The organism is Aeromicrobium sp. WCS2018Hpa-31, from assembly GCF_031843905.1.
Taxonomy (GTDB): domain Bacteria; phylum Actinomycetota; class Actinomycetes; order Propionibacteriales; family Nocardioidaceae; genus Aeromicrobium.
Map to the genome: position 1 here is coordinate 152,935 of NZ_JAVTJF010000010.1, position 15,981 is coordinate 168,915.

The 15,981-nt window shown below is 71.4% G+C and carries 13 protein-coding genes; 5 read left to right on the forward strand and 8 right to left on the reverse strand.

Annotation, left to right across the window (positions count from 1 at the left end; translation table 11 throughout):
• Positions 1–133: 133 nt before the first annotated feature.
• Entirely contained in the window at positions 134–1,720 is a 1,587-nt protein-coding gene (locus RQG84_RS14315; protein ID WP_311210543.1) for a DUF6884 domain-containing protein, read from the forward strand.
• A gap of 109 nt (positions 1,721–1,829) precedes the next feature.
• Positions 1,830–2,006, forward strand: coding sequence for a hypothetical protein (locus RQG84_RS14320; protein WP_311210544.1), 177 nt, complete (start codon positions 1,830–1,832; stop codon positions 2,004–2,006).
• A 94-nt stretch (positions 2,007–2,100) separates the two neighbouring features.
• Here the strand turns inward: RQG84_RS14320 and RQG84_RS14325 are convergent, their stop codons facing one another.
• Both RQG84_RS14325 and RQG84_RS14330 read right to left on the reverse strand, forming a co-directional pair.
• Positions 2,101–2,307: a cold-shock protein gene (locus RQG84_RS14325; RefSeq protein ID WP_311210545.1), complete on the reverse strand. Its 207-nt coding sequence runs from the start codon at positions 2,305–2,307 to the stop codon at positions 2,101–2,103.
• Between the two features lie 181 nt (positions 2,308–2,488).
• Entirely contained in the window at positions 2,489–2,947 is a 459-nt protein-coding gene (locus tag RQG84_RS14330; RefSeq protein ID WP_311210546.1) for a CAP domain-containing protein, read from the reverse strand.
• 274 nt (positions 2,948–3,221) lie between these two features.
• On the opposite strand from RQG84_RS14330, the gene RQG84_RS14335 reads away from it, so the two are divergent.
• Positions 3,222–5,615 (forward strand): immune inhibitor A domain-containing protein, encoded by a 2,394-nt coding sequence (locus RQG84_RS14335; protein WP_311210547.1) that lies wholly within the window; start codon positions 3,222–3,224, stop codon positions 5,613–5,615.
• 113 nt (positions 5,616–5,728) lie between these two features.
• Here RQG84_RS14335 and RQG84_RS14340 read toward each other — a convergent pair whose 3' ends face one another.
• The 6 genes from RQG84_RS14340 to RQG84_RS14365 are packed head-to-tail and all read right to left on the reverse strand — an operon-like array spanning position 5,729 to position 13,114.
• Positions 5,729–7,048 carry an MFS transporter gene (locus tag RQG84_RS14340; protein ID WP_311210548.1) on the reverse strand — a complete coding sequence of 440 codons (1,320 nt, stop codon included), beginning with the start codon at positions 7,046–7,048 and terminating at the stop codon, positions 5,729–5,731.
• Entirely contained in the window at positions 7,032–7,466 is a 435-nt protein-coding gene (locus tag RQG84_RS14345) for a MarR family transcriptional regulator (RefSeq protein WP_311210549.1), read from the reverse strand. The genes RQG84_RS14340 and RQG84_RS14345 overlap by 17 nt, the downstream gene beginning before the upstream one ends.
• Positions 7,467–7,510: 44 nt before the next feature.
• Positions 7,511–8,713 (reverse strand): APC family permease, encoded by a 1,203-nt coding sequence (locus RQG84_RS14350; protein ID WP_311210550.1) that lies wholly within the window; start codon positions 8,711–8,713, stop codon positions 7,511–7,513.
• 3 nt (positions 8,714–8,716) lie between these two features.
• On the reverse strand, positions 8,717–9,514 hold the full coding sequence (locus RQG84_RS14355; protein WP_311210551.1) for an exodeoxyribonuclease III: 798 nt from the start codon (positions 9,512–9,514) through the stop codon (positions 8,717–8,719).
• A 10-nt stretch (positions 9,515–9,524) separates the two neighbouring features.
• Complete coding sequence (locus tag RQG84_RS14360) at positions 9,525–11,699, reverse strand: S9 family peptidase (RefSeq protein WP_311210552.1); 2,175 nt, start codon at positions 11,697–11,699, stop codon at positions 9,525–9,527.
• Positions 11,696–13,114, reverse strand: coding sequence for a DNA polymerase IV (locus tag RQG84_RS14365; RefSeq protein WP_311210553.1), 1,419 nt, complete (start codon positions 13,112–13,114; stop codon positions 11,696–11,698). The genes RQG84_RS14360 and RQG84_RS14365 overlap by 4 nt, the downstream gene beginning before the upstream one ends.
• A gap of 126 nt (positions 13,115–13,240) precedes the next feature.
• Between RQG84_RS14365 and RQG84_RS14370 the strand changes: the two genes are divergently transcribed.
• Positions 13,241–14,263: a DUF4192 domain-containing protein gene (locus RQG84_RS14370; protein WP_311210554.1), complete on the forward strand. Its 1,023-nt coding sequence runs from the start codon at positions 13,241–13,243 to the stop codon at positions 14,261–14,263.
• Between the two features lie 96 nt (positions 14,264–14,359).
• Positions 14,360–15,835: a glutamate--cysteine ligase gene (locus RQG84_RS14375; protein ID WP_311210555.1), complete on the forward strand. Its 1,476-nt coding sequence runs from the start codon at positions 14,360–14,362 to the stop codon at positions 15,833–15,835.
• Positions 15,836–15,981: the final 146 nt, after the last annotated feature.

Sequence of the window (15,981 nt, forward strand, 5' to 3'; positions counted from 1 at the left end):
CCGTTGCGTCATGAACCTCCCGAAGGGTGCTCTCCTCACCTGTCGCCGCCAGCGGCGGAGCAGAGAGGACCGTGGGGGACCAGTGAAGTACGACCGGCCGGTGTGGCAGCTCATGTACGACTGCGCTGCCGCCATGCCCGATCCCTTCCGCTACGAGGACGTCCACCGCTGGTTCGCCCGTACCTACCCCGAGATCGGGCAGGCGACGATCCGCGCGCACCTGGTCGGCCTGTGCGAGGGGGGACGGCCCAAGCAGGCGCAGTTCGCGAGCCGGGCACCGATCTTCCGCCGCGTGTCCCGGGGCATGTACGAGGTGATCCCGGAGGGCGAGCGCAAGATCGACCCCGACCTGCCGGGCGGCGGCGATCCGACGGACCAGACGCCGAGCCCGTCGGACGACACGTCGAGCGGGACGGACGATCCCGTGCGCGACCGGTTCGTCGCCTCGGCCTTCGACGACGCGACCGTCGTGCGCGCACCCCGACCCGGGTCCGACGCCGAGCCTCCGGCCGACACGTCCACCCGGCCGGCCGACCGAGCCGCCGGCTCCACCTTCGAGGACCTCATCGAGCGCTCGGGCCTCGCCGGTGAGCTGCAGGTGGTGCCCGACCCCACGGCCGAGTCGGCCGACGTCCTCCTGATCGCCAGCGAGGGTGAGCGGGTCCTGGTGCCGGCGCCGTCACGCGAGATCTTCCGATCCGACGACTTCCAGTCCGCGCGTCTGCGTGCCCAGGCCCGCGGGGCGCGGTGGTACGTGCTCTCGGCCGAGCACGGGCTCCTCGACCCCGCGGAATGGGTCTCGCCGGACTCGCGTGCCCTCGGGGACCTGAGCCCGCACTTCCGTCAGGTCTGGGCGGAGTGGGTGCTCGTCCGCCTCGAGTCGTTGGAGGGGGCGGTGGCCGGGCGACGGGTGCACGTCATCGCCCCGCGCGCCTACGTCGGCCCCCTCGCGGCCGTCCTGCAGGACGCCGGCGCGGAGGTCAGTGTCGGTGGCCCGGAGCGTTCGGACGACCTGACCGCGGTCCGCGACCGTCCGCGCCCTCCGCTGGTGGCCCAGCCTGATCCGGTGCCCCGTGGGCACGGAGGCTCCGATGCGGTGCGGGTCCCTGCGGCTCAGGACGAGCGAATTCGTGCGGAGCCGGTGCCCCTCGTGTCCGCAGCCGTCGCCACCGGCCAGGACGACCCACTGCTCGACGACGACGAGGTCTCCCTCGTCGTGCGGCACCTGGGGGACGGCGACGGCGCCGTGGCGCCCGACCGTCTCGACGCCATCCAGGAGGTGCCGGGTCTCTTCGCCTGGCACGTCGACGCGGACGGTGCGCGCATGTTGAACCGCAGCCTCATGCTCCCGGTCGGTGCCGGAGTCCTGCACGTGGGACACGCGGGCGCGCTCGGACGCTGGCCCGACGCGGTCCACAGCCTGCGGCACCTGGTGCAGGACGTCCAGCTGGAGGGGCGGTCGCGGAGCTCGATGTTCCGCGCCGGTCTGGCGATCGTCCTCAGCGCGCCTCTGGCGATGAGCTCGCTCGACGACCCGGCGCTCACCGACTGGATGCGTCGGCACCTGCGTGTCGTCACGTGGCCCACGGCCGAGCGCGACAGCATCCATGCCCTCGCACACCGGGTGATCGCCGCGCTCGAGCCACCGCTCAACGTCGACCACCTGCGGGCGGGGGAGATGAGGCGTCGCCTCGCCGAGCTGCGTCGTCACCACGCCTGACGGATCGCCCCGCCCCTGCGCGGCGCGCTCATCTGACCGCCGTCGAGCAGCCGAACACTACCTCTCGGTAGGGGTGCTGCTCGCGCAAACATGAGGATAACCTCATGACATGGACGACATGACCTTCGACTACGAGACCACGGACGTCGCTGCCGGCCGCGCCCGGTTCCCCCGACGACCCCTGCGCGTCACCTCGGCCCACGACCGGCTCGACCTGGGCACGCGTGTGCGCCGCGACGCGACGGACTTCGCCTGCCACGCCTGGGACGAGTCCGGCCGACTCTGAGCCCCGCCTCCGTCGACCACCGCCTCCGTCGAGGGGCGCGGACGTGACACGGCCCCGTCGAGCCTTGGCTCGACGGGGCCGTGATGCGCCGTGATCAGTCCAGCGGGCGGATGTTGGCCGCCTGCAGACCCTTCTGGCCCTGCTCGACGTCGAACTCGACCTTCTGGTTCTCGTTGAGCGAGCGGTAGCCGCTCGACTGGATCGCGCTGAAGTGCGCGAACACGTCCTCGCTGCCGTCGTCGGGGGCGATGAAGCCGAAGCCCTTGTCGGCGTTGAACCACTTGACCGTTCCTGTTGCCATTCTTCAACTACTCCTTCGGGTGCGTCCGCGACCGTCGCGGGCGCGTCGTCCGTCGTCTCGCCCGCTGGGAGCAGCCCAAGGCACGAGGACCCCGAGATGCCGGCACGGCCGGATCCAACGACAACACGTTCAGCCTAGGTCACGGAGCAGGGCGCGGCGAGGGTCCGTGTCGGCGCGTCGGTCAGCGGGGATTGCCGTACAGCGCGACGGCGTAGTAGCGGTCCTTGGCGTCCCGATAGGCGCCGATGCCGACGTAGCGGTGACCTGACCCGATCTGGTTGCGGTGGTGGCCTGAGGAGCGGACCCAGGCGTTGACGGTGGCGGTGCCGGTCGGGTAGTAGCGCGCCAGGTTCTCGCCGATGCCGTCGAGCTTGCAGCGCTTCATGATCGTCGTGAGCTGCGACGAGGGCCGGTGCTGGAGGCGCTTCTTCTTGGTGGCGAGGTGCTTCGCCCACGAGTTGGCGTAGTTGTCGAGGCAGGTCTGGAGCTTCAGGGCGACCCGGCCGTTGTCCGCGCGCACGGCGTTGGTGCGGTCGAGGACCTGCTTCTGGTAGGTCGGTGACCCGATGTACGCGTGGGCCGTGACGGCGGTGACGGCGAGCAGGACGGCCGTGAGGCCGCCCGCGAGCAACGTGCGCATGCAAGGTTCCTGTCGGTCATGCCCCTGGAGACGGCGCGTCCCGCCGTACCGGCGCCACTCTGCCAGGTCCTTCGGACGTGTGCGCCCCTATCTCGGGGAGTGGCCCGAAAGAACTAGTTCGTTAGTACTACGCATCTCTAAAGTCAAGACTGCCGTTGCTCTCAGCAACCGCTTAGGTTGGTCGGCATCGTGCCTCGTTCGACCCATCCGGTCGGCGGGGCCAGTGGGCGGTCGATCGACTGCCCTCACCACACCACGTCCTAGGGGGGACCACGTGAAGCGTGTCACGACAGGCATTCTGGGCCTCGGACTCGCGGCATCGCTCGGACTCACGTTCGCGGCGCCGACGAATGCGGCCCAAGCACCACCGACAGGGGGAGCGGACCGGATCCAGAAGGATCACGACCTGCCCAACCCCATCGAGGACAAGCGCCGCGAGCTGCGCGAGCAGGCCGTCAAGGCCGTGATCAACGGTGACGCCGAGCCCGTGGAGAAGAACGGCAGCACGGTCGTCAAGGTCGGCAAGGCCGCCAGTCCGGCTGACGCGGCCGCCATGAGGAACACGAAGGCCTCGGCCAAGACCAAGACGAAGGCGGCCAAGGGCAAGCAGAAGGACCAGTACGTCGAGCTCTCCCAGGAGCGCGCCGACAAGGTCTTCGTCATCCTCGCCGAGTTCGGCGACGAGCGTCACCCCGACTACCCCGACGGCGACACCGACCCGGACACCGCTGGACCGGAGAAGTTCGACGGCCCCCTGCACAACCAGATCGAGGAGCCGGACCGCACGAAGGACAACTCGTCGGTCTGGCAGGAGGACTACGACCGCAAGCACTACCAGGACCTCTACTTCAAGACCGGCAAGAACGTCGAGTCGGTCAAGACGTACTACGAGAAGCAGTCCTCGGGTCGCTACACGGTCGACGGGACCGTCTCGGACTGGGTGAAGGTGAAGTACAACACCGCTCGTTACGGTCGCGACGACGCCTCGACGTGGAACCTCATCCAGGACGCGACGACCCAGTGGGTCGCCGACCAGAAGAAGGCCGGCAAGACCGCCGCGCAGATCAAGAAGCAGCTGGCGCAGTACGACGTCTACGACCGCTACGACTTCGACGGCGACGGCGACTTCAACGAGCCCGACGGCTACATCGACCACTTCCAGATCGTGCACGCGGGTGCAGGCGAGGAGGACGGCGACTCCACGCACGGCGAGGACGCGATCTGGTCGCACCGTTGGTACGCGTTCCTCACCGACCAGGGCGTCACCGGCCCGTCGCAGAACCAGCTCGGTGGAACCCAGATCGCCGACACCGGCCTCTGGGTCGGTGACTACACCGTCCAGCCCGAGAACGGCGGGCTCTCGGTCTTCGTCCACGAGTACGGACACGACCTCGGCCTGCCGGACGCCTACAGCACGGCCGGCGGCGACAACAGCAACGAGTTCTGGACGCTCATGGCTCAGTCCCGGCTCAACGCCAAGGGTGAGGCCCTCGGCGAGCGTGCCGGCGACCTCGGCGCGTGGGAGAAGCTGCAGCTCGGCTGGCTCGACCACGAGGTGATCGCCACCAAGGAGAAGCGCACGCTGGAGCTCGGCCCGCAGGAGTACAACTCGGCGAAGCCGCAGGGTGCCGTCGTGGTCCTGCCCAAGAAGGAGGTCACGCGCGAGCTCGGCGCACCGGCCTCCGGCTCGAAGCAGTTCTACTCCGGTTCCGGCGACGACCTGGCGAACGCGATGAGCACGGAGGTCTCCATCCCCGCCGGAAGCAGCAGCGCCGCGCTGAAGGCCAAGGTCCGCTACGAGATCGAGGAGGGCTACGACTACGCCTACGTGCAGGCCTCCACCGACGGTGGCTCGACCTGGACGGCCCTCGACGGCACCATCGGCGGGTCACCGATCGGGGACGACACCTCCGGACGTCCCGGGATCGACGGGAAGCAGGAGAGCTGGGCCGACCTCGTCGTCCCGCTCGACGCCTACGTCGGCAAGACCGTGCAGCTGCGCGTGTTCTACAAGACGGACGGCGGCCTGGCGCTGCCCGGCCTGTTCGTCGACGACGTGTCGGTCACGGCCGGTGGCACCGAGCTGCTGAGCGACGACGCCGAGGACGGCGGCGAGGCCTGGACGTTCGACGGCTTCTCGATCGTGGGCGCCTCCACGACCGACGAGTACGACAACTACTACGTCATGGGCCACCGGTCGTACGTCTCGTACGACCGCTACCTCAAGACGGGGCCGTACAACTTCGGCTTCGCCACGACGAGGCCCGACTGGGTGGAGCACTACGCCTACCAGACAGGTCTGCTGATCTCGTACTGGGACACGTCGCAGGCCGACAACAACACCATCACCCACCCGGGTGAGGGGCGGAACCTGCCGATCGACGCGCGACCGCGCCCGATCACCGACATGTCCACCGGCAAGCCGTGGCGCGCCCGCGTCCAGGTCTACGACGCGCCGTTCTCGACGCGCAAGGCCGACTCCATGACCCTGCACACGAACGGCAAGCCCAGCTACATCCGTGGCCAGGCGGCGGCACCGCTGTTCGACGACACCAAGAAGTACTTCTACGAGGAGGCTCCGCAGCACGGCGTCAAGCTGCCTGCTGCTGGTGTGAAGGTGCGGGTGCTGTCCGAGAAGGGCACGTCCATGAAGGTCCGGTTCAACTGACGCGGCGCGTCAGCTGAGAGGTCGGAGCTTCCCCTGATCGGAAGGGGCGCGTACCAGGGGGGTGCGCGCCCCTTCCTCATGTCCGCAGGCGGCTGGGTCCTGCCGCCCGGAGGTCACCTGGACCGCAGGACCTCGTCGACGGCGCCGGGCGCTCCGCCGAACTCGTCGGCGACCTCTCCGGCGACCTCCTCGGGGTCGCCGGCCGGGTGACCGTCCTCGTCGAGCCCGGCGTCGGCGTCGCGCAGGGCGCGATGGGCGGTGGAGAGGACCAGGGCCGCGGCGAGCACGACGACGGCGGCGACCGCGAACGGCGCGTGCACCGAGGTGGCCGCGACGAGTCGGCCGGCGGCGAAGGGAGCGAGACCGCCGCCGATGAAGCGCACGAAGCCGTAGGCGGCGGAGGCCACCGGCCGCTCGACCGGCGAGATCGTCATGACGGCCTGCGTCATGAGGGTGTTGTTGATCCCGATGAAGATGCCCGCCGCCACCACGCAGCCGACCATGAGCCTCTGGTCTGTGGGGTCGACGGCCATCAGCGCCAGGTCGACGGCGAACAGCGTGAACGCCGCGTACAGCGACACGGACGTGCCGAGGCGACGCTGCAGCCAGGGCGCCCCGACCACCGAGAAGAAGGCCACCAGCACGCCCCAGGCGAAGAACACCCACCCGAGCTGGGTGATCGAGAGTGCCATCGGGAAGGGGGCGTACCCGAGCATCGTGAAGAAGCCCCAGTTGTAGAGCAGGGCCGCGACGCTCATCGTGGCCAGGCCGCGGTGGCGCAGCGCGCTCAGTGGAGCCGAGATCGGGGTCGTGTGGTCGGGCCTGGGGGTGGCGGGCAGGAGCACGACGGTCGCGACGAGGGCGATCGACATGAGGACGGCCACGCCGTAGAACGGACCGCGCCAGCTGATGTTGCCGAGCGTCCCGCCGACGAGGGGGCCCGCGGCGATGCCGAGACCGAGCGCCGCCTCGTACAGGATGATCGCGCCGGCGAACCCACCGCGGGCGCTCGAGACGATCGCGGCGAGCGACGTCGCGATGAAGAGCGCGTTGCCCAGGCCCCAGCCGGCGCGGAAGGCGACGATGCCCTCGATGCTGCCGCTGGACCCCGCGAGGGCGGCGAACACGACGATGATGGCCAGGCCGACGACGAGCGTCCGCTTGGCGCCGAAGCGGCTCGACACGGCGTTCGTGACGAGCATGGCGACGGCGGTCACGACGAGGTAGCTGGTGAACAGGAGCGTCACCTGGCTCTCCGTGGCGTCGAGCTGCTCCTTGAGCGCGGGCAGGATGGGGTCCACCAGGCCGATCCCCATGAAGGAGATCACGCAGGCGAAGGCGACGGCGTACACCGCCTTCGGCTGGCCGAGCAGGCTCGATCGGGCTCCGTCGTGTCCGCTGGTGTCGGTGGTCCGGTCAGTGGGGCTGGTCATGGTCCTCCTGGGTGAGCTCGACGATCGCGTCGACGGCGGCGTCGAGCGCTGCGAGCTGGGCGGGTGGGAGACGGGCGACCCGGGCGGCGACGATCGCGTCCTGCTGTCGACGGCGCTCCGCCAGGGCGTCGCGCCCGGCGTCGGTGACCGCCACGAGCGTCGCTCGGCGGTCGCTGGGGTCGGACGTGCGGCTGACGAGACCTGAGGCCTCGAGACGCTGGACGAGCCCGGTCATCGCCGGCTGGCCGACGGCCTCGAGCCGGGTCAGGTCCGAGATGCGGGACGGTCCGCGCCGTTCGAGCGCGGAGAGCGTCCCGGCGGCCGTGCGGCTGAGGCGGTGGGAGGCGGTCTCGCGGGAGACCACCGAGACCAGCTCGCGCAGGGCCTGGGCCAGTCGCGGGACATCCGGTTGCGTCACGCAACCAAATGTATCAGGACCTGATATTCATCGGTCGTGGGAGGTCATCGCCGCGTCACGCGTCCGGCGAGCAGGCCGACGAGCACCACGCCGAGGGTCCACAGGACCCCGGCGAGCGGCAGGGCCAGCACGAGCAGCAGGCACCCGGCCGCCCCGATCCGTGCCAGCAGGCTCAGGAATCCGGAGCCGTCGAGGGTGAGGGCCGAGGCGTTGGTGAGCGCGTAGTAGACGAGCACGCACCCGCTCGAGGCGGCGACGGCCTCGACCGCACCGACGAACGGCAGCGCCGCCACGACGACGAGGCTCACCGCGACTTGGGCCGAGGCAGGGACGCCACGGGAGGACTCGCGCGCCAGCCGTGCGGGGAGGTGGCGGTCGCGGGCCATGGCGAGCACGGTCCGACTGACCCCGCCCAGCAGGGAGAGCAGGGCCCCGCCCGCGGCCACGACGGCGGTCGCGGCCACGACGGTGGAGAGCGCAGGATGGCCGAGCGTGTCGACGGCGTCGGCGAGGGCACGATCACTCGAGGAGGCGACGTCGGCGGGCAGCGTGCGCGAGACGGCCAGGGCGACGAGCAGGTAGAGCGCCGTGACCAGGACGAACGAGACCGCCACCGCGCGCGGGATGGTGCGCTCGGGGTCGCGGACCTCCTCGCCGAGAGTGGCCAGCCGGGCGTAGCCGGCGAAGGCGAAGAACAGCAGGGCGGCGGCCTGGACCACGTCGAGCCCGTCGGTGGGCGGGGCCGGCGCGACGACGGCGCCTCGTTCGAGGAGCAGCACGACCGAGCCGCCGACCACGATCACGACCAGCGCCGCCGAGGCGGTCAGCGCGTCGGCGGACCGCCGGGCGCCGGCGAGATCGACGAGCGTGAGGGTCACGACGGCGAGGATCGCCGCCGACGTGGCGTGACCGGGCCAGAGGTGCGCGCCGACCGCCAGCGCCATGGCCGCGCACGAGGCGGTCTTGCCGACCACGAAGACCCAGCCGGCCAGGTGGCCCCAGGTGGGGCCGAGGCGCTCACGGGCGAACACGTAGGTGCCGCCGGCGGCGGGCATGCGCCGTGCCAGCCTGGCCGACGCGGTGGCGTTGAGCCCGGCCACCATCGCCGCGAGGAGGACAGCAGATACCGCGGCGTCGCCCGCGCGCCCCACGACGGGTCCGACGGCCACGAAGATGCCGGCGCCCAGCATGGAGCCGGCACCGAGGCCGGTCGCCCGGACAGGGCCGAGGACCCGCGCCAGCGCCACGGCTCAGACGTCGTAGTCGACGACGAGCGGCGCGTGGTCGGAGAACCGCTCCGCGTAGGTGGCGGCCCGGTCGACCCGGGCGGCGACCGCGGTGGCGGCCAGCTCGGGCGTGGCCAGCTGGTAGTCGATGCGCCAGCCGGTGTCGTTGTCGAAGGCCTGGCCCCGCCACGACCACCAGGTGTACGGGCCGTCCACGTCGCCGGCGTGGGCGCGTGCCACGTCGACCCACCCGAGGTCGTCACGGACGCGGTCCAGGTAGGCGCGCTCCTCGGGCAGGAAGCCGGCCTTCTTGAGGTTGCCGCGCCAGTTCTTGATGTCCCGCTCCGTGTGCCCGACGTTGAAGTCGCCGGTCACGACCGCGTGGTCGGCGTGCTCGCGCAGCTCGGCGAGGCGCACCAGCAGCTGGTCGAGGAAGCGGTACTTGTCGTCCTGGCTCGGGGTGCCCACACCACCGGAGTGCACGTAGGCCGAGACCACGGTGAGCAGGCTGCCGTCCTCGAGGACCACGTCGGACTCGATCCAGCGTCCGGCGTCGTCGAAGGACGGGTCGCCGTGCCCCACGCGGTGCGCCTTCGGCTCGGTGCGGCTGAGCACGGCCACGCCGGCGCGGCCCTTCGCGGCGGCCTCGGTGTGCACGACGTGGAAGCCGCTGTCGGCCATCAGGTCGTGGACGAGGGCGTCGGGCGCGCGGACCTCCTGCAGCGTGACGACGTCGGCCTCGACGGCGTCGAGCCAGGGACCCATGCCCCGGCGGAGAGCGGCACGGATGCCGTTGACGTTGACGGTGGCGATGCGGAGCACGCGAGCCACCCTACGAGTGGCCTCCGACGTCGGCCGAAGCCGGTGGAGTGCCGGTGCCGACGGGTGCGGTCGGCTCGTGCGGGGCGTCGACGACGTCGATGATCCAGGCCAGCTCCCACGCACGCTCGTGCCACGCGGCGTAGCGTCCGCTCACCCCGCCGTGGCCAGCGTGCATCTCGGTCTTGAGCAGGGGCGGCGTGCTGCCGGTGGAGAGCTCGCGCAGCCGCGCCACCCACTTGGCCGGCTCGACGTAGAGCACGCGGGTGTCGTTGAGGCTCGTGACCGCGAGGACCGGGGGATAGTCGGCGGCGCGCACGTTCTCGTAGGGCGAGTAGGACTTCATGTACGCGTACACGTCGGGGTCGTGCAGGGGATTCCCCCACTCGTCCCACTCGATCACGGTCAACGGCAGGCTCGGGTCGAGGATCGTGGTGAGGGCGTCGACGAACGGGACCTCCGCCACGACCGCACCGAACGCGTCGGGCGCGAGGTTGAGCGCGGCGCCGACGAGCAGGCCACCGGCGCTGCCTCCTTCGGCCACGAGGCGCTCGGCGCTGGTCCACCCCTCGGTCACGAGGTGGCGCGCCGCGGCGACGAAGTCGGAGAACGTGTTCTTCTTGTGCACCAGCTTGCCCTGGTCGTACCAGGCGCGGCCGAGCTCGCCGCCCCCGCGCACGTGCGCGATGGCGAAGACGAAGCCGCGGTCGAGCAGCGACAGACGGGGGATCGACAGCCCTGGATCCATGCTGATCTCGTAGGAGCCGTAGCCGTAGAGGAGGGCGGGAGCCGACCCGTCGCGAGGGGTGTCGGCCCGGGCCACGAGCGAGATCGGCACCCGCGTGCCGTCGTCGGCGACGGCCCACGTGCGGTGCTGCACGTAGTCGGCCGGGTCGTAGCCCCCGAGGACGGTCTGCTGCTTGCGGACCACGAGCTCCCCGGTGTCGACCACGTAGTCGAGCACCGTGCTGGGGGTGACCAACGAGCCCATGCCCAACCGGATCACCGGCTGGTCCCACTCGGCGTTCGCACCGACGCCGGCGGTGAAGAGCTCCTCGCCGAAGTCGATCTCGGTGAGCTTCCCGACGCCGTCGGCACCGAGGGGGGCGACCGCCACGCGCGTCATGGCGGCGCGTCGGTAGGAGAGCACGAGGGTCTTCGCGAACACGTCGACCGCCTCGAGCCGGGTGCCCGGGGTGTGGGGGACGACCACGTCGGGCCGGCTCGTCGGGGCGTCGACGGGCACCGAGCCCAGCTCGAAGTCCTCGGCGTCGTCGTTGTGCAGCACGAAGAAGACGTCGCGGTCGCCCAGCACCGCGTGCTCGAGGGAGTACTCGACGCCGTCGCGTCGTGGGATGACCACGCGGAACTCGCCCGTGGGGTCGTCGGCCTCGAGCACGAGCACCTCGCTCGTGATCTTCGACGAGGCACCGATCACCAGGTAGCGCTCGGACTGCGTGCGCCCGACGCCGGTGAAGAAGCGCTCGTCGGTCTCCTCGTGCACGAGAACGTCGGAGGCGTCGGTGCCGAGCCGGTGCCGCCACACCCGGTGGGGGCGCCACGCGTCGTCCACGGTCGTGTAGAAGAGGTGGCTCCCGTCGGCCGACCAGGTGACCCCGCCGCTCGTCCCGGGGATCTCGTCGGGCAGGACCTCACCGGTGCGCAGGTCCTTGACACGGATCGTGTAGCGCTCGTCGCCGACCACGTCGACCGACCACGCGAGCAGGTTCTCGTCGTCGCTGAGCGAGAACCCGCCGAGGGAGAAGAACTCGTGTCCCTCCGCCTCGACGTTGGAGTCGAGCAGGACCTCCTCGCCCGGGACGGGGACCCCGGGGACCAGGACCGGCGGGTCCCAGTCGTCGGGGGACTCCACCCGGGTGCGGCAGCGGATCGCGTACTGGCTGCCCTCGGACGTGCGCGAGTAGTACCACCACTGACCGTGCCGCACGGGCACCGAGAGGTCGGTCTCGAGGGTGCGGGTGCGGATCTCCTCGAACAGCCGCGCGCGCAGGTCGCCCAGGTGGGCCGTGCGAGCCTCGGCGTAGTCGTTCTCGGCCTCGAGGTGCGCGATCGTGCGCGGGTCGTCCTTGTCGCGCAACCACTCGTAGTCGTCCTCGACGGAGTCGCCGTGGTGGCTGCGAGTGATCGGGTGCTTCGCGGCGACCGGGGGATGGGACGAGGAGGTCATGCGGTGACGCTATCGCCCGGTTCCACGGGAGGCACGGAGACGTGGTCGGGCAGGTCCGCCGCGACCTCCGCGTCCGCGAGCTCGTCGGGGCGACGCGGCCGGGTCGGCCCCTCGTGCCCGGGGGAGAGATCGGGATCGTCGGCCGCGAACGTGTGCACGGGCCCCGGTCCGGTGAGCCGGGTCTCGAACCGGACCGTGACGCGGCCCAGCCCGCCACCCCAGACCCATCCGTCGCCGTGCGTGCGGTGGTGCACGTCGTTGCCGGGGCTCCAGCTGACCGGTGGAGGCGGCGCGAGGTCGGCGGCGTCGGGCTGCTCGGAGGGAGGGAGGTCGAGCGGCTCGTCCGCCTCGAAGAGGTCGTCCTGCACCCAGTCGGCGAGCCCGCTGATGCCGACACCGACGAGCCGCAGCCCGCCGGAGAGGTCGGTGGTGGCGAGCAGCGCCAGTGCGCTGCGGGCCAGCAGGCCGGGGGAGTCGGTGGGCCCGGGAAGCGTCGTGGACCGGGTGTGGGTCTCGAAGTCGTGGTAGCGGATCTTGAGGGTGACGGTGCGCCCCGACAGGTGTCCGCGGCGGAGGCGGTCGGCCACGCGACGGGCCATCGTCTCGACGACACCTTCCAGCCGGGGGCGATCGGTCACGTCGTCGGGGAAGGTGTCCTCCACGCTGATCGACTTGGCCTCCCGCTCGGCCACCACGGGGCGGTCGTCGTCGGCCCGCGACAGTCGCGCGAGCGAGCGCCCCGAGGCCGAGCCGAGCAGACGGACGAGCTCGTCCTCGTCGCGGGAGCGGAGCTCGTCGACGGTGGAGACGCCGGTCCGCCGCAGCCGCTCGGCGGTGGCCGGTCCGACGCCGGGGATGGCGGTCACCTGCATGGGTCCCAGCAGCTCCAGCTCGGTCCCCGGCGCCACGACGAAGAGGCCGTCGGGCTTGCGGATCTCGCTCGCGATCTTGGCCATCAGCTTGGAGGAGGCGACGCCCACCGACGCGGTGAGCCCGTGGGTGAGGTCCTCGATGTCGGCCCGGAGCGCCTCGACCCGGGCGAGCAGGGCGTCGGGGTCGGGGTCGTGGTCGGGCCCGGCGGCGAGGTCGACGAAGGCCTCGTCGAGCGACAGCGGCTCGACGAGGGGCGACTCCTGCCGCAGGCGGGCCATGACGAGGGCGCTGGCCTCGCGGTAGGCGTCGAAGCGACCGCTGAGGAAGGCAGCGTGCGGACAGCGCGACCGGGCCTCGGCCATCCGCATCGCGGACCGCACGCCGTGCACGCGCGCCTCGTAGGAGGCGGTCGAGACGACGCCCCGGTGCCCGATCCCGCCCACGATGACCGGCTTGCCGCGCAGCGACGGCTTGTCGCGCTGCTCGACCGAGGCGAAGAACGCGTCGAGGTCGAGGTGGAGCACCGAGGCCGTGGACCGCATCGGCCCATTGTGCGTGCCTTCGCCGACGGTCCGCGCGTCCACAGCCCGCGGCCCCGCCGCCGGCGGCTGTCCACAGGTCCGCCACAGGCTCTGTCCGGCCGCGCGACGGAGCGTGAGTGTGGAGACATGACGACTGCACCCGTGTTCACGGCCCACGACGTGGGCGACCTGTTCAACCTGCTGCCGACCGTGTTCGGCTTCATGCCCGAGGAGTCGATCTGCGCGATCGCCACGTCCGGGCCACGCGAGCGGTTCGGCTTCCGCATGCGCGTCGACCTGCCCCACGACGCGGAGCACGTCCCCCAGCTGGCCCGCTTCGTGGCGGGCCACCTGCGCAACAACGGGGCCGAGGGCGCCATCGTGCTCGTCGTCTCGCGTCGACGCGAGGCCGCCGGCGAGGCGGCGTGGGCGGTCGAACGGGCTCTCGGGACCGTTCGGCCCGTCGTCACGGCCTGGACCGACACGCAGCGGTACTGGACCACCTTCGACGACGACCCGAGGGAGGGGACCCCTCTGGAGCTGAGCGACCACCACCCGGGTGTCGTCAGTGCCGTCGTCGCGGGTCAGGAGATCCTTCCGGACCGGGCCACGCTGGAGCGGCGGTGGCACCCCGCCGAGGGGCCGCGGTGCGGGTGGCTGGCCTCGCAGGTGCTGGAGGTGGAACGCGACATCGTCCAGCAGTCGTGGACGCGCTCCGGGGCGCAGGTGGGCGACGCCGGCATCGACGAGGTCCTCCGGGTCGTCGGCCTCCTCGAGGACGGTGCGCGACCGGACGACCTGGCTTTCCTGCGCTCCTGCGTCTGGCTCACCCACCACGCGGTGCGCGACCGGCTCTGGCCGCTGTACTCCCGGAAGCAGGCGGAACGGGTCCTGCCGGCGTGGCGTGAGCTCGCGCGCCAGGCGCCGTCGGCATACGCCGCGGTCCCGTACACGGTGGCGGCCTACCTCGCCTACCTGGTGGGCGACGGCGCCCAGGCCATGATGGGCCTCGAGCGAGCGCGCGCCGCCGACCCCTGCTTCGACATGGCCGAGAGCCTCCAGCACGCCCTCGTCGCGGGCCTGCACCCGGACCGCCTGCACCACCTGGTGAGCGGTGCGGCCCTGGCCGAGCTGGCCGAGACGACACGTCCGGGGACCGACGCGACCTGACCGTCGACGTCGCGGCACCAGGACGGGCGCGACCGCCTCTGGTGCGGCGATGCGTTCGGTGAGGCGCGCGACCTCCACGACCCCTAGGGTTGCCCCATGGGGCAGGACGTCGACGACAGGTCCTTCACGCGTGAGGACCGGACCCGCTATCGGGCGAAGGTCCGTCGATGTCTCGACGTCTTCGCGCGCATGCTCTCCGAGCGCGACTTCTCGGTGGGGGAGCCGCAGATCGGTGTGGAGATCGAGTTCAACCTCGTCGACGAGGTGGGCGATCCCGCGATGAAGAACGCCGAGGCGCTCGAGGCGATCGCCGACGAGGCGTTCCAGACCGAGCTCGGGCTGTTCAACATCGAGATCAACGTCCCGCCGCAGCCGGCGAGCGGCGCAGGCTTCCGGACGCTGGAGGACACGGTCCGCCGCGACCTCAACGAGGCGCAGACGAAGGCGGAGCGGGCAGGGGCGGGGCTGCTGATGGTGGGCGTGCTGCCCACGCTGCGCGAGCAGCACCTCGGCGCCGACTCGCTCTCGCCCAACCCGCGCTACCACCTGTTGTCGGACCAGATCCTGTCGGCGCGCGGCGAGGACATCGAGATCGTCATCGACGGTGTCGACCGGCTAGCCACGACGGCCGACACGATCATCCCCGAGGCCGCGTGCACGAGCACCCAGCTGCACCTGCAGGTCGAGCCCGACGAGTTCGCGGCGACCTGGAACGCAGCCCAGGCCGTTGCCGGGGTCCAGGTCGCGGTGGGCGCCAACTCGCCGTTCCTGCTCGGTCGACAGCTGTGGCACGAGACGCGCATCCCGCTCTTCGAGCAGGCCACCGACACCCGCAGCGAGGAGCTCAAGACCCAGGGGGTCCGCCCCCGCGTGTTCTTCGGGGAGCGCTGGATCACCTCGGTGTTCGACCTGTTCGAGGAGAACGTGCGCTTCTTCCCGGCGCTGCTGCCGATCCTGGAGGACGAGGACCCGCTCGCGGAGCTCGAGGCGGGGCGCGTGCCGTCGCTGGCCGAGCTTCGGCTGCACAACGGCACCGTCTACCGGTGGAATCGGCCGATCTACGACGTGGCCGACGGACGTCCGCACCTGAGGGTCGAGAACCGGCTGCTGCCGGCCGGGCCGACCGTGGTCGACACCCTCGCGAACGCGGCGCTCTTCTACGGCCTGGTGCACGTGATGCGCCAGAGCGAGCGCCCGGTCTGGTCGCAGCTGTCGTTCAAGGCCGCCGAGGACAACTTCCACCAGGCGGCCCGGGTCGGCATCGAGACGGACCAGTACTGGCCGTCGGTCGGCACCGTGTCGGCGCGCGAGCTGGTGCTGCGCCACCTGCTGCCCCTGGCCCACGAGGGGCTCGCGCAGATGGGCGTCGACGGTCCGGTGGCCGGACGCCTGCTCGACGTCATCGAGCAGCGCTGCATCCGAGGCGTCAACGGGGCGACCTGGCTCATCGGCAGCTTCGAGCGCGAGCTCACGCGCGGCGGTGATCGGGTGAAGGCGCTGCAGGCCGTCACGCGGCGCTACGCCGAGCTCATGCACGCGAACGAGCCGGTCCACAGCTGGCCGACGGACTGAGTCCGGAGGGGTCGGGCGCCGGCATCCGTGGGGCTTGCGCCCCCGTCGGTGGGGGCTTGGGCGTGCGTGGCAGACTGGACCACGCAGAGGTTGACCGCAGGCCTCTTTGTTGCGCCCTCATACCGGTCAAGGAGGAGATTTGTTCG